Genomic DNA, 13,924 nt, shown 5'->3' on the forward strand with positions numbered 1-13,924 from the left:
GGCTGCGGCACGCACCCGCGCCGCCGAGGGGGCCGGGTCGGTAACGCGGCTGGTGGACGCCATCAGCGCCATCCGGGGCCGCACCGAGGAACTGGAATCGTTCATGGGCGACCTTGGCCAGCGCACCGATGCGGTGGGCAACGTGCTGGGCGTCATCAGCGACATTGCCGACCAGACCAACCTGCTGGCGTTGAACGCGGCCATCGAGGCGGCGCGCGCCGGTGACGCGGGGCGGGGCTTTGCCGTGGTGGCTGACGAGGTGCGCAAGCTGGCCGAAAAGACCATGCAGGCCACCCACGAGGTGGGCGGCGCCATCCGGGCCATTCAGGACGGGGCGGCACGGTCCATCGACGGTGCCCGACAGGCGGGCGAAGCGGTGCGCGAATCGGTCGGGCTGGCCCGCGAATCGGGCGATACCCTGGACCGCATCGTGACCATCGTCACCGGCACTGCCGACCGGGTGGGCTCCATCGCCGCCGCCGCAGAGCAGCAGTCCGCCGCCAGCGAACAGGTGGGCCGCGCCGTGGACGAGGTGAACCAGGTGGCCGCGCGCACCGCCGAGGGCATGGAACGGGCCGAGGCGGCCATTTCCGGCCTGGCCGCGCAGGCCGAGGAACTGCAGCGGCTCATCTCCGCCCTGCGCGAGGGATAGCCGCCAAAGTGTCTTTTTCCCGTTGGCGCCCCCTCCTGCGTCTTGGCCTTTGCATCCTGCTCCGTAAAAACATCAGCCCCCGCGAAGAATCACTTCGCGGGGGCTGTCCTGTTCAGGAGTGGTGGCTTGCCCCTGCGCGATTCGGGGGGGGGGGACAGGCGCACAGGACGCAGACGACTATCAGGCCTTTTCGCCGGGAGTGGCCTTGACCGGTGCGGTACCGGCATCCCCGCCCGATGCCACATCCTCACGGCCCCCATCGCCTGCCGGTCCGGAGCCATCGGCCATCTTGGCCTCCAGGCCAGGTTCCTTCTCGTCCTCGCCCGTATCCCAGGCCCGCCGTCGCGCCGCGAACAGTCCGGCCTTGGCGGCGATGTCCGCATGCGGGCCGAACACGTAGGTGACGTCCCCCGCCATCAGGCGCAACGTGCCGTCGGGGTTGGGCAGCACTTCCTCGCCGCGTTTCACCGCCACCAGGGTCAGCCCGTGCAGGCGGCGCAGATCGGCCTGTTGCAGGGTCGTGCCGTCCAGCATGCAGCCGGGTTCCACGGTCATGGCGCTCAGGTCGAAGTCGGTGAAGTAGGTGGACAGGGCGGCCAGCGGCTCGGTGCGGATGTCCACCTGGCGCAGCATGTCGTAGCTTTCGGTGCGCACTTCCTCCACAAAGCGTTCTATCTCGGCGCGCGGCACCAGATAGCGGCTCATGACCCGGGTGAAGATTTCCACCGAGGTTTCGAACTCCTCGGGGATCACGTCGTTGGCCCCCAGGTCGCGCAGGGCCGCAATTTCGCTGATGAACCGGGTGCGCACAACGATGTGCAGCGAAGGGTTCAGCTTGCGGGCCGTGTCGGTGATGCTGCGCACGGCGGCAGGGTCGGAAATGACGATGGCCAGCACCCGAGCCGCGCATGCGCCCGCATGTTCCAGCACCGCGATGTGCGAGGCGTCGCCGTAGGCAATGGGCTCACCCTTGGCGGCAAAGGTGCGCACCGTGTCGGGGTTCATTTCCAGGATGGTGTAGTCGATGCCCGCCGCCTTGGCCGCGCGGGCCAGGTGCCGCCCGCCGATGCCGAAGCCCACGATGATCAGGTGGTTGGTCAGGTTCATGCCGCAGTGCGCGCCGCCCGCCTCTTCCGCCGCCGCATCTTCCCCGCGCCGGGCCAGTCGTGCCCCGGCGGGCAGCAGCCGCACGGCCACGTCGGCCATGCGCGGGGCCCCGGCAATGAGGAACGGCGTCAACGCCATGGTCATGATGCTGGCGGCCAGGAACAGCTGGTACTCGTTGCGGTCGAACAGCCCGTACGACACGCCCGCCTTGGCCAGCACGAACGAGAATTCCCCCACCTGGCACAGGGCCAGGCCCACTATCAGCGCGGGGCGCAGGGGATAGCCCAGCATCAGGGTGGCGCCGCCGCCCAGCAGGCACTTAACCGCCAGCACGGAAAAGGTCACCCCGATGACCAGCGGCAGATGGTCGATGACGAAGCCGAGGTCCAGCAACATGCCCACGGAAATGAAGAACAGGCTGGTGAACACGTCGCGAAAGGGCATGATGCCCTCCAGCGCGCTGTGGCTGTACTCCGATTCGGCCATGATCAGCCCCGCCAGGAACGCGCCCAGCGACAACGAAAGGCCCATTGACGATGTCAGCAGCGCGATGGCCAGGCAAAAGGCCAGCGTGGAAACCAGAAACACCTCGCGGTTGCGGGTACGCACGATGCGATGCAGCAGCGCGGGCACCAGCTTGCGCGACAGCAGGAACACCAGCAGGATGATGCCCGCCCCCTTGGCCATGGTGAACAGCAGCGAAGGCCCGGCGTCGCCGCCCTTGCCCGCCAGAAACGGCACCAGCAGCATCATGGGCACGATGACCAGATCCTGGAATATCAGGATGGACAAGGAGATGCGCCCGTGCGGGCTGTCCATCTGGGCGCGTTCCTGCAAAAGCTTGAGCACTATGGCCGTGGACGACAGTGCGGCCAGAAAGCCGATGAACGCCGCCGTGCCGTGCGGCAGGCCCAGCAGTTCAGCCCCGCCCGCAAAGGCCAGGATGGTCAGCGCCACCTGCGCCAGCCCCCCCAGGAACACCGGCTTGCGCAGCCGCATCAGTTCGCCCAGCGAAAGTTCCAGCCCGATGGTGAACAGCAGCAGCACCACGCCCACCTCGGCCATGATCTCGACCTCGTGCGCGGCCTTTACCAGTCCCAGGCCGTGCGGCCCGGCCACCACGCCAGTCAGCAGAAAGCCGACTATGGCGGGCACCTTCACATAGTGGCACAAATAGATGACAGCCACCGAAAGGCTGAAGATGACCACGAATTCCTTGAGCAGAGGCAGTTCCATCGTACCTTCCGTGCAATGCGGGATGTTGCGGCGCAGGTGGGCCTGATGCGTGCCGCTCGGGCGGCGTGTGTGCGCGGGCAGGGGCCCGTTGGGTGCCCATTGTGGCATGCCCGAGAGGCGCCTTGCAAGCCCACCGGTCCTTGCTGCCAAGTTGAAACAGACCGTGCAGGACCGCATACCGACAATGACAGTGGCACTGTGTGCCCGCAGCCCGGCCTGTCACGCTACGGATACGCCGCATGCAAAACCGAACGAAACTGCGTGTGCCACAACGAAAAGGGGGGAGCCCGCGGCTCCCCCCTGATGGTCACTGTACGCCCGAAGGCGGCGGTGGCGAAACGTGCCGGTTACGCAGCGCGGGCCACACGGCGAAGCTGGTCAAGGTCCAGCACCACCGGATCGATGAGGGTGAAGCCGCCGGGATTGCCCCACGCGAAGTCGTCGGCACACAGGGTGTCGTAGCGCACTTCGTCGATGGCGCGCATGGTGCTGCCCAGCACCGGACCGAAGTCGGTGATGCAGGTCATGAAGCGGGCGGCATCGAAGCTTTCCACGTTGTTCCAGGTCCAGGTGTAGCTGCACACTTCTTCGGCAAAACCCATTACCGCCAGGTACTTGGCCTTGCTTTCAAGGTACAGGTTGCTCATGCTGGTGGACACGTTGCCAAGCAGTGCGCCCATGTCGAAGGTCTGTTCCGACCCATCGATGAAGAGCTGCACGTTGGTGTCGGCCTCGATGCGCATGCCGAAATTGCGGGTGTTGCCGCGCCGCCAGAAGTCCATGTACTTCTCGGCGTAGATCTTGCGCCCCTTGGCGCGGATGGCCAGCGCCGTACGCGGCGAAACGGGGTGCAGGGCCAGGTCGCAGCTTCTGCCGGAGATGGTAAGGGTAACGTTCATGATGGGACTCCATTTCGTTGCCGATGCGCCCTCTCGGTTTCCGGCTGCATCCGGTGCGGCCGCCCGGATGCCGTGCGATCCCTCCGTGAGATCGCATGTGGGGTGAGCCCGTCCGCCGCCCCGTGGGACTGCGCGCCGCCTGTGCCCCGCGCCGCTCTCGCGCATCGCGTCGTACGCAGTGTCCGAACACCCTCAGCCACCCGTGGCCCCGCCGGTCTGCCCCGCGTCCGGCGGGGTTGTTCCGGCCTGCCCGGACGGTAACCGTTTCCGGGCCGCCGCCTTCATCGTGATGAACGGGCAGGTTCCGATGAAGGGGCAAGGCTGGGCAGCTTGTACTGGTTGTTCACACAGCAACGACGAGCCCACACTGCCTCTTGCGTAGCTGTTTGTCAACTCAACCTATCGGAAAACCCGGTACTCACTCCCTCTAAACGAGCGCGCACCACACTCTTGAGAAGCATGTAATGTTTTTTAATTAAAAGATATTTTTTCAAACACGCCTGCCCGCCCGCGCAACCCACGACTCCCCTTGCAAATTGGGCGCACAACTTATTTTACACAGAATCCCACAGCTTGCAGGGCATTTTTCATGCGCTTTGTGATTTTTTTTCATTTTAAAAAACACAAGGTGAGCAGTCACCCTCTTTCCGAATTTCCGGCAGGGCAAAATCACGTTCCACGCCCTGTTGCCATCGCCCAGACAAAAGAAAAGGCGGGGCCCGCCGCTTACGGACGGCGGGCCCTGGGGGAGGGGGAGAGCGGAGGGTGTGGGGACCTCCGCTCTCGGGCAGGGAGGGGGTAGGGCTACTACGGGTGCGGGTCTGACGGTCGGTCGGGCGGGAATCCCAACCGGAAGTATCTGTACGGCGCGGTCACGCCGCCTTCTTGCTGTCTCCGGCCTGTTCGGCCTCCACCTCGCGGCGCACATCCGCAAGGTCGATGATCATGGGATCGATGAGAGTGAACCCGCTGGGGTTGCACCATGAATCGTCATCTGCCAGGTGGCCGTCGTAGAACACGTTGTCCACCACGTTGTACCCTTGCGTCTTCATCACACGGTCCCAGTTCAGCACCTGGAAACTGAACTTGGCGGGGTCGAAATTCTTCACGTCGTGCCATATCCACTTGAAAGCGCACCACTCATCGTCATAACCCAGCACGGCGAGGTACTTGGCCTTGCTGTTCAGATACATGCGGCGGCGAATGGTGGTCACGTCGCGGGTCAGTAGATTTTCGTCCAGTTCGGTCTGGCGCCCGTCCACGAACAGACGGACCAGGCTGTCGGAACCAAGACGCATGCCGAAGGTGCGGGTGTTCCCCTTGCGCCACCAGTTCATGTACTTTTCGGCGTATATCTCGCGCCCCTTGGAGCGGATGGCCTCGGCCGTCTGCGGCGAAACGGGGTGCAGTGCAAGGTCGCAACTCTGGCCGATGATTTCGAAGGTGATGTTCATGACGGTCCTCTCCGTTGGAGGTTTGCGCTCCGTGGTTCACGCTTTCGTTAGGACATCCATCCGGTCCGGCTCGGCAGCCTGACACGGCGTCCTTGCCCAGTCACAAAGCACAGCCCGTGCCATTGCGTGACCACGGCGAAAGCCAATTCGCCCGCATCAACGCACAACATACTGAAAAAGAAAATAAATATTTTTATCACAAGCTCAGCCTCAAAAGTGGTCGCTTCGCGCAACCTTGCGCGGATTGACCGCTCAATCTTGCATGATTGCGCGATTAGTTGATCAACCGGCGCGATATACCCACAAACAACCATTTACTTGCGCAATCAAATCCTCGCATGACGCACAACTCACCCTACTGATATAAAAAGATATTCATGAAAAAGTGCCGAATACCTGCCAAGCAAGCCTGCTGCACCCGCCGCCACCATGAAGAGTGCTCGCTCTCTCGACATACAGGACCAGTTATCCCTTCCTATTGGCAGGCACTATTCACTTCCCCCCTTCCATCATACGTTTGAACAACGACGGTTCGCACTGCAAGACGGGTGACAGATCATGCATCACTTCGCATCACGATTGCGGCGCTGTTGATAGACAGCACCGTGCTGCCAAGCACGATTCAAACGCCAGGCCTGACCGGCAGCCCAGTACCAGCGCGGGCTTCCGGGCAGCACACCACACAAGGCAAACTCTAGAAAATATTCAACATGCCGAAATTTCGCCTTCCCTTCGCCCAACAGTCCGGGCATGCAACAGCCCCCCATTGGCGTGCAACATCCGCCCGCAAGAGTACCATATTCATGCTCCGGCAAGGCCTGCAATTCCATTTTCATCACCATGCTCCCCGCCCAGTCATTCCCGAGCGTGGAAACACGTGCAATTTTCTGCGCATCCGACAGAGAATGCTTGTCATGCTCCGGCCTCTACAGTAATGATTGTTGCGGACACAGGAGTGCGACCATTCCGATTGGGGTGCGGCTCCCTGCCCCGAGCGCCACGGGCGCCACACATTGAACGCGACGGGGCGCCACCGGCAGCCGGAAACGGGACGGAAACCTTCCACTCTCCGCCTGCCGCGCACTCCCCCCAAGCCGGATCGGCATCCAGCCACGGCCCGGAACCGGCACAACTGCCGGGCAGACGCCGGGCAGGTACATGGCAACGCCAACCGGCAACGCATCGCGAAAGGGGGCGCGCATGGCGCGCTGCCGACACACCGATTTCCCGGCCCGGAGCGGCCGGCTCGGAAAGGCGAGACAGCGCATGCGCATGCACAGCACCGTTCCCGGCCACACGGCCCAATGCCCACATCACGCAGCCACCCGGCCGGCGCCCCCTGCCCCCCGGCACACCGCCCCGACAATCACGTCTGGCCTCTCCGGCATTGTTCTTCTGGCGCTGACGGTTGCCATGCTGCTCACCGCGCCCATGGCGCACGCCTCCACCCACGAAACGCTGGATGTGCGTTCCGCCATGCTGCTGGACATGAGCACCGGCCGCATCATTTACGAACAGAATGCCGACGAGCCCATTCCCCCCGCTTCGCTCACCAAGGTGCTGTCCATGTTCGTGACGCTGGATCAGGTGCGCGCGGGCAAGGCATCGCTGAAAGATACCGTCAAGGTCAGCCGCCGCGCATTCTCCACGGGCGGTTCGCGCATGTTCCTGAAACAGGGCGAAACCCTTACCCTGGACGATCTGCTGGAAGGCATGGCCGTTTCCTCGGGTAACGACGCCAGCGTTGCCACAGCCGAACACATCGGCGGCAACGTGGACAACTTCGTCCAGATGATGAACGCCAAGGCCAGAGCGCTGGGCATGAAGAACAGCGTGTTCCGCAACCCGCACGGCCTGCCCGCCGCCGGGCAGCACACCACCGCGCGCGACATGCTTGCCCTTTCCCGCGCCTACCTTGCCCAGTACCCGGAAGCCCTGCGCTACCACTCCACCCGGTTCATCAAGCACAACAAGGTCATCACCACCAACAAGAACCCCCTGCTCGGCAACTGCGAAGGAGCAGACGGCCTCAAGACCGGCTGGGTGTTCGCCTCCGGTTACAACCTCATCTCCACGGTGAAGCGCGGCAAGACCCGCCTGCTGGCCGTGGTGCTTGGCGCGGAGACCACCCAGGCACGCGCCCAGGAAGTGAACCGGCTGGTGGAAGCGGGCTTCCGCTCCGTGGCCGGTGGCGGCAAGAGCGTCTCCACGCTGCTGGCGGACATGAAGCCCGCCGACTACGCCTTGAACCTGCACAAGACCAACAGCGAGGCCTACGCCGAACTGCGCAAGACCTCCAAAGCCGCCAAGTCGCGCAAGACCTCGGTGGCTGCCGCCAAGACTTCGGAAGACGCCAAGGCCGCCCCCGTACAGAAGAAGTCCAAAAAGAAGAAGGCCACCGCCACGGCGGAAAAGGCCGCCCCCAAGGCGTCCAAGGCCATCGCGTCCAAGGCGTCCGCCACATCCGGAAGCAAAGCCGGCGCTCAGGCCGCCCGCAAGGCCGTGGCCAAGGCGGAAGATCAGGAGCCTGCCCCCAAGGCCGCCAGGAAAAAGACTTCTTCCACCAAATCCACGGCGGACAAGACGTCCACCCCCGGCAAAAAGGCCACCCCACGCGAAGTGGCCGACAAGCAGGGCTGATGCCCGCCAGCTTTCGCATGACGCCGCACGCAAGAAGGGGCACCCCACGGGGTGCCCCTTCTTGCGTCCATCCTTTTGGTGTCGGCGGTCTATGCGGCCCCGCCATCCCCCTCATACACCGCGCCGGAAGTGGGGCTTTCGCGCACCACCAGGCGGCACAGCTGCGGCAGGCCGGGCTTCAGTTCGCGCCACAGCCAGCGGGCAATGCATTCACTGGTGGGGTTTTCCAGCCCGGGGATGTCGTTAAGATAGGCGTGGTCCAGCCTGTCGATGACCGGTTTCGCCAGCCGCTTCAGGTCGCCGAAATCCATCACCCAGCCGGAGTCGCCACCCACGGGGCCACGCGCGTGGACCTCTACGGTAAAGGTGTGGCCGTGCAGGTTGCCGCACTTGTGCCCCTGCGGCACGCACGGCAGCCTGTGCGCTGCGTCGAAGGTAAGCGTAACGAAGATGTCCATCCGTCCTGCCTGTGTGTCAGCCGTGCGGCCACGGCGGCCTGTGTGTCAGCCGTGCGGCCACGGCGGCCTGTGTGTCAGCCGTGCGGCCACGGCGTGGTGTCTGTCGTGTGGATGCGGCCCTGCGCCCGCCGCGCTGCATGGCTGCTCCGGTCAGGCATCAACGGATGCCCAGAAACTTGTGCACCTGCAAACCCAGCCGCCAGCGAGGGTGTTCCAGACAGTAGCGCACGCAGGTGGCGACATGGTTCGCGCCCATCTCACCATCTGCCCCGGTCTCGCCCGTCGCCCCTCGCCCCGCGTCGTCGCGCGGTTGCAGGATGAAATGCCCGAAGTCCAGCCCGGCGAAGTCGGCAGGGTCCACCCCCTGCTGCGGCCAGACCAGCTTCAGCTCGTCGCCCCGCGTCACGGCAAGGCGCGTTCCCGCCTTGGGGCTGACGGTCACCCAATCCAGCCCGGCGGGCAGGGGCAGGGTTCCGTTGGTCTCCACCCCGCACTGGCAGCCGTGCTCGTGCAGCACGTCCAGCAACTCCGACGTCAGTTGCAGGGCGGGTTCGCCGCCGGTGAACACCACATAGGGCCGCCAACCGCTTCCGTCCAGTGGATACGGAAAGGCGGCCAGGATGGCGAAGGCAAGCGCCTGCGCATCTTCGAACACCCCGCCGCCGGGGCCGTCGGTACCCGTAAAGTCGGTATCGCAGAAGCGGCACGAGGCATCCGGCCTGTCCTGCTCGCGTCCGGTCCACAGGTTGCAGCCGGAAAAACGGCAGAACACGGCGGCACGCCCGACGTGCATGCCCTCGCCCTGCAGCGAGTGAAAGATTTCCTTGACCCGGTAGCCCATCAGCACCCGCCGCCGGAGCAACTGCGCAGGTAGTCGGCCCATCCCTGGCTGCGCAGGTCGCAGGCCGGGCAGTCGCCGCAGCCGTAGCCCCACGGGTGCCTGGTGGTGCGCACGCCCTTGTAGCAGGTGTGGGTGTGTTCCAGCACCACCTCGACAAAGGCGTCGCCGCCCACCTGCCGGGCAAGCTCCCACGTGGCGCCCTTGGTCAGCCACATGAGCGGAGTGTGCAGCACGAAGCGCGACTCCATGCCCAGGTTCAGGGCCACCTGCATGGCCTTGATGGTATCGTCGCGGCAATCGGGATAGCCGGAATAGTCGGTCTCGCACACGCCGATGATGATGTGCCGGATGCCCTGCCGATAGGCATGGGCCGCCGCCGCCGTCAGGAACACCAGGTTGCGCCCCGGCACGAAGGTGGTGGGCAGGCCGTTGCGGCCCATCTCTATGGCCACGTCGTGGGTCAGCGCGGTGCGGCCCAGTTCGCGGAACAGGGCCAGTTCCACGGTGGTGTCGTCGGCCAGGCGCTCGTTCCAGCCCGAGGACAGGCGGCGCACCTCGTCCATCAGGCGCAGGCGGCAGTCCATTTCCACGGTGTGGCGCTGACCATAATGGAAGCCGATGGTGGACACCCGGCCAAAGCGTTCCAGCGCCCAGCCCAGGCACGTTGCGGAATCCTGCCCGCCGGACAGGACCACGAGGGCGGTTTCTTTGCTATGCATGGCGGCTCCTTGCGAAAGACGGGCAACCGGTTGCGCGAACACGGACGACGGACGGGGCACCGGGCGCACATTTGCCGGACTGGCTGGACGCTCCCGCCTGACCCGACCGGTCAGACAGGTCAGCAGGCCAAACTTTCCGGGCAAGCCGGGCCGCGTATCGGCACCCGGGGGCAGTGCCCCCCGGCACCACCGCGCCGTTGCCGGACCGTCGCGTGGGAAGCACTCTGGCTACCCCGCCCGCCCCTGCTTGTAAAGCGTCGGAGCGTATCGCCCGTTCCCCTTCCCTCTGCCCGCCTTCGCGCCACAGTCATCGTGAGCCCCTGCCGCCGCACCGCGCGTCCGGACAGAACCAGACAGGACCGGGCGGCGCAGGGCCGAACCCGCTCCAAACCTGGGGTTCCGCCCGGCTTGCCATCCTGCCGCAGTTTATTTCGCCAATCATGCCCGCGCACTGTACCATCGGCCCGTATCCGTGCTAGGGATGGATATGGCCCGGCGTTCAAGGGTCGACACCGGAATCGCGGGAGGGGGGGGGCATGTCAGCACCGCACGCCTGCCGGACCGCGAGGCGCCCCTTCCGGCTTCCGCCAGATTTGCGGCGCAATCGGAAAATGTCGGCGCAACCGGCACGGCAGCAACCCACAGCGGAGCACGCATGGAACATATTGCCATCATCGGCGGGGGCGGCACGGCCGCGGCCCTCGCGCATGACCTGATCCTGCGCGGCTTTTCCGTGGCCATCTACGAGCGGGGAGAATTCTTCAGCGGGGCCACGGGCCGCCATCACGGGCTGTTGCACAGCGGTGCCCGCTACGCCGTGCACGACCCCGAGGCTGCGCGCGAATGCATCGAGGAAAACATGATCCTGCGCCGTCTGGTGCCGCAGGCCATGGAGCAGAACGACGGGCTGTTCGTGGCCCTGGACGACGAGGACATGGCCTACCGCCAGAGGCTGAAGGATGCCTGCGCCGCATCGGGCATCCCCACGCGCGACTACACGCCCGAGCAGGCCCGCAGACTGGAGCCCGGCCTGACCGAAACCGTCCTGGCCGCCATGCAGGTGCCGGACGCCACCTTCGACGCGTGGCGACTGGCCCTGCCGTTTCTGGCCACGGCGCGCGCGGGCGGGGCCACGATCCACAATTTCACCGAGGTCATCGGCATCGACGTGCAGGGCGGCGCGGTACGCGGGCTGCGTTTGCGCACCCTGACGGAAGACGTCCACGGCGCGCGGGGCCGCGAATGGACCGCCCCCGCCGACATGGTGGTCAACGCCGCCGGGGCCTGGGCGGGCAAGGTGGCTGCGCTGGCCGGAGTGCACGTGCCCATCCAGCCGGGGCCGGGGGTGCTGGTGGCCATAGAGGGCCGGGTGACCAACATGGTCATCAACCGCATGCGCAAGGCCAGCGAGGGCGACATCATCGTGCCGCAGCGCCGCCTTTCGGTGCTGGGCACCTCCATGTGGCTCACCAACGACCCCGACCATCTGGACATTCCGCCGGAGCATGTGCAGCGCATGGTGCGCCTGTGTTCGGAAATGGTGCCCGCCTGCGCCGACGCGGCCATCCGCTCTGCCTGGTCCGCCGCGCGCCCGCTCATCGGCAACGCCGACGCCGCCCGCCCGCAGGAAATCAGCCGCACCTTCGACTGCTACGACCACGGCACGCGCGACAACGTTTCCGGCCTGCTGTCCATCATCGGCGGCAAGGGCATGACCCTGCGCGCCATGGCCGAAAAGACCGCCGACATCATCTGCCGCCTCACCGGGCACGACGCCCCCTGCCGCACGCGCGAAACGCCCCTGCTGCCCGCGCGGGCCTTCTACAGGAGCTGACCCATGAGCGACGCCGAAAAGACCGCGCCCGAATCGCCGGATGCCACCGCACCCGCGTCTTCGGTTTCCTCCTCCTCTCTCCCCTCCCCTTCCCCCGCCACCGAGCCGCAACAGACGCGCACACTCACGGTACGGGTGCAACGCAGTGGCCCCGGCGGGGCCAATGCCCGCTTCGATGATTACCGGCTGTCGGTAGGGCCGGAGGATTCCGTGCTCGACGTGCTGGACCGCATCCGCGTGGAGACCGACCCCACGCTGGTCTACCGCCACTCGTGCCACCATTCCAGTTGCGGCACCTGCGCCATGCGCATCAACGGGCGCGAGCGCCTGGCCTGCATCACCCGCATGCTGGCCCTGGGCACCGACGTGGTGACCCTGGAACCCTTGCGCTCGCTGCCCGTGCTGGGCGACCTGATGGTGGACATGCGCCCCATGTTCGCCCACATCGACCCGGACTGGGGCTATGTGCGCCCGGTGGAAAAGGCCTCCACCGGGGTGCCGCACGGGGTGGCGCGCTACACCCGGCTGGAGAACTGTATCGAATGCGGGGCATGCATGTCGGCCTGCCCGGTCAGCAACGGTACCGACGACATGCCCCCCGCGACGGCCCAGCCTGCGCAGCACGCCGCCCCCCAGTCCACCCGCCAACCCGCCCGTCAAGCCGCCAGCCAGGCCGCCAGCCAGGCCGCACAGGACACGGACGAATCCCTCCCGACCGACTCCCCTGCCGATCCCCTTGCAGCCCCCTTGTTCATAGGCCCCGCCCCGCTGGCCGCACTGAACCGTGAGCTGGCTCGCCACCCCGAACGACGCGAGGAACTGCTGCACATCGGCAAGGGGCCGCACGGCGAACGTCACTGCCGCCGCCACATGGCATGCAGCCGGGCCTGCCCCAGCGGGGTTTACCCTGCCAAGGACATCATGGACATCCGCATGATGCACGGGGGCGGCAAGGACTGATGGCACATGCCGGGGCGCAGCTCCGCTCAGCGCTACACCGGCCCGCCCCCTCGTCGCACCTCTTCGCCTGCCTCCATGACCGCAAATGCACAGGGCAAGCCCGGAGTTCCCGGACTTGCCCTGCCCGTTCCCATGGGCTATCCCCCACCGGGAAACATCTTTCGCAGGAGGGACCCATGAACGACGCATCCCTTTCCCCCAGCGCGCGCCGCGTACAGGACTGGCTGGACCAGGCCGTGCGCGAGGCTGGCGGCGGGTACAGCACCCCGCGCTTCGTGGTGCGCGAACTGCCCGACTCCACCCGCACCGCTCAGGAAGCGGCGGATGCCGTGGGCTGCACCGTGGCCCAGATCGCCAAATCGCTGATCTTCAGGGGCAAGCGGAGCGGGCGCGGCTGGCTGATCATCGCCAGCGGGGCCAATCGGGTGGACGAAAAGCGCGCCGCAGCCCTGGCGGGCGAACCACTGGGCCGCGCCGACGCCGACTTCGTGCGCCAGGCCACCGGCTACGCCATTGGCGGCGTACCCCCGGTGGCCCACGCTACCCCGGTGAGCTGCCTTATCGACGCGGATCTGCTGGACCTACCCGACATCTGGGCGGCGGCAGGCACCCCGCACGCGGTGTTTCCCCTGACGCCTGACGACCTGGTACGACTGACCGACGGCACCGTTGGCCACGTGCGCAAGGAGTAGCCACGCGCCTCGCGCCTTGGCGGACCAGACACGAAAAACAGGGACAGCCACCGGCTCCCCCGGCTTCCTCAGGTCACCCACCGGTTCCCACCGGGCCAGCCATCCGCTCTACCCCGGTTCAGCCCAACCGCTCGCCGCGCGGCCTTGGCCGCAAGGCAAAGCCGCGCGCCTCGGCCCAGGCCCTGGCATCTGCCTGCGAATGCAGCGACAACTTACGGAACAGGTTGGCGCGATGCTTTTCCACGGTCCTGTCGCTGACCACCAGCAACCCGGCTATTTCGCGGTTGCGATAGCCTTCGGCCACCAGATGCAGCACCTCGCGCTCACGCGGGGTCAGCAGGGCCAGGGCGTCGCGCTTCCGTTCGGCCGGTTCCGCCTCGGCGGCGTTGCGCCTGTCGCGCAGCACCTCGCGCGCGGCCCACGGCGACAGCC

13 protein-coding genes are annotated in these 13,924 nt (G+C 66.1%); 5 read left to right on the top strand and 8 right to left on the bottom strand.

The window, feature by feature from the left end; genetic code table 11:
- Positions 1–652, top strand: a 652-nt coding sequence (locus FVW27_RS15880; protein ID WP_243838515.1) for a methyl-accepting chemotaxis protein, incomplete at its 5' end; no start/stop codon positions are given.
- A 180-nt stretch (positions 653–832) separates the two neighbouring features.
- Here the strand turns inward: FVW27_RS15880 and FVW27_RS15885 are convergent.
- From FVW27_RS15885 to FVW27_RS15900, 4 genes are all read right to left on the bottom strand, one after another.
- Positions 833–2,995 carry a monovalent cation:proton antiporter family protein gene (locus FVW27_RS15885; protein WP_167126970.1) on the bottom strand — a complete coding sequence of 721 codons (2,163 nt, stop codon included), beginning with the start codon at positions 2,993–2,995 and terminating at the stop codon, positions 833–835.
- Positions 2,996–3,342: 347 nt separating this feature from the next.
- A complete protein-coding gene (locus tag FVW27_RS15890; protein ID WP_167126973.1) occupies positions 3,343–3,894 on the bottom strand; it encodes a hypothetical protein in 552 nt (183 codons plus the stop codon).
- Positions 3,895–4,766: 872 nt separating this feature from the next.
- Complete coding sequence (locus tag FVW27_RS15895) at positions 4,767–5,348, bottom strand: hypothetical protein (protein WP_167126976.1); 582 nt, start codon at positions 5,346–5,348, stop codon at positions 4,767–4,769.
- 563 nt (positions 5,349–5,911) lie between these two features.
- Complete coding sequence (locus FVW27_RS15900) at positions 5,912–6,184, bottom strand: hypothetical protein (protein WP_167126979.1); 273 nt, start codon at positions 6,182–6,184, stop codon at positions 5,912–5,914.
- A gap of 577 nt (positions 6,185–6,761) precedes the next feature.
- Between FVW27_RS15900 and FVW27_RS21140 the strand changes: the two genes are divergently transcribed.
- A complete protein-coding gene (locus FVW27_RS21140; protein WP_279586644.1) occupies positions 6,762–7,988 on the top strand; it encodes a serine hydrolase in 1,227 nt (408 codons plus the stop codon).
- 89 nt (positions 7,989–8,077) lie between these two features.
- On the opposite strand, the gene queD is transcribed toward FVW27_RS21140, so the two are convergent.
- From queD to queC, 3 genes are all read right to left on the bottom strand, one after another.
- Entirely contained in the window at positions 8,078–8,446 is a 369-nt protein-coding gene (gene queD / locus FVW27_RS15910) for a 6-carboxytetrahydropterin synthase QueD (protein ID WP_167126985.1), read from the bottom strand.
- Positions 8,447–8,603: 157 nt separating this feature from the next.
- Positions 8,604–9,287 (bottom strand): 7-carboxy-7-deazaguanine synthase, encoded by a 684-nt coding sequence (queE, locus tag FVW27_RS15915; protein ID WP_167127000.1) that lies wholly within the window; start codon positions 9,285–9,287, stop codon positions 8,604–8,606.
- Positions 9,287–10,006, bottom strand: a complete 720-nt coding sequence (gene queC, locus FVW27_RS15920) for a 7-cyano-7-deazaguanine synthase QueC (RefSeq protein ID WP_167126988.1) — start codon at positions 10,004–10,006, stop codon at positions 9,287–9,289. The genes queE and queC overlap by 1 nt, the downstream gene beginning before the upstream one ends.
- Before the next feature lie 655 nt (positions 10,007–10,661).
- Here queC and FVW27_RS15925 point away from each other — a divergent pair.
- The 3 genes from FVW27_RS15925 to FVW27_RS15935 all read left to right on the top strand — a co-directional run bounded on the left by FVW27_RS15925 (position 10,662) and on the right by FVW27_RS15935 (position 13,492).
- The gene (locus FVW27_RS15925; protein ID WP_167126991.1) at positions 10,662–11,840 is read left to right on the top strand and encodes an FAD-dependent oxidoreductase; all 1,179 of its coding nucleotides are present in this window, start codon (positions 10,662–10,664) and stop codon (positions 11,838–11,840) included.
- Positions 11,841–11,843: 3 nt separating this feature from the next.
- Positions 11,844–12,800, top strand: a complete 957-nt coding sequence (locus FVW27_RS15930; protein WP_167126994.1) for a succinate dehydrogenase/fumarate reductase iron-sulfur subunit — start codon at positions 11,844–11,846, stop codon at positions 12,798–12,800.
- A 176-nt stretch (positions 12,801–12,976) separates the two neighbouring features.
- Entirely contained in the window at positions 12,977–13,492 is a 516-nt protein-coding gene (locus tag FVW27_RS15935) for a YbaK/EbsC family protein (RefSeq protein ID WP_167126997.1), read from the top strand.
- 118 nt (positions 13,493–13,610) lie between these two features.
- Here the strand turns inward: FVW27_RS15935 and FVW27_RS15940 are convergent.
- Positions 13,611–13,924 (bottom strand): response regulator transcription factor (locus tag FVW27_RS15940; protein WP_243838516.1); only part of this gene is annotated, 314 nt, incomplete at its 5' end.

Origin of the sequence: Nitratidesulfovibrio liaohensis, from assembly GCF_011682075.1 — a bacterium.
GTDB lineage: Bacteria > Desulfobacterota > Desulfovibrionia > Desulfovibrionales > Desulfovibrionaceae > Cupidesulfovibrio > Cupidesulfovibrio liaohensis.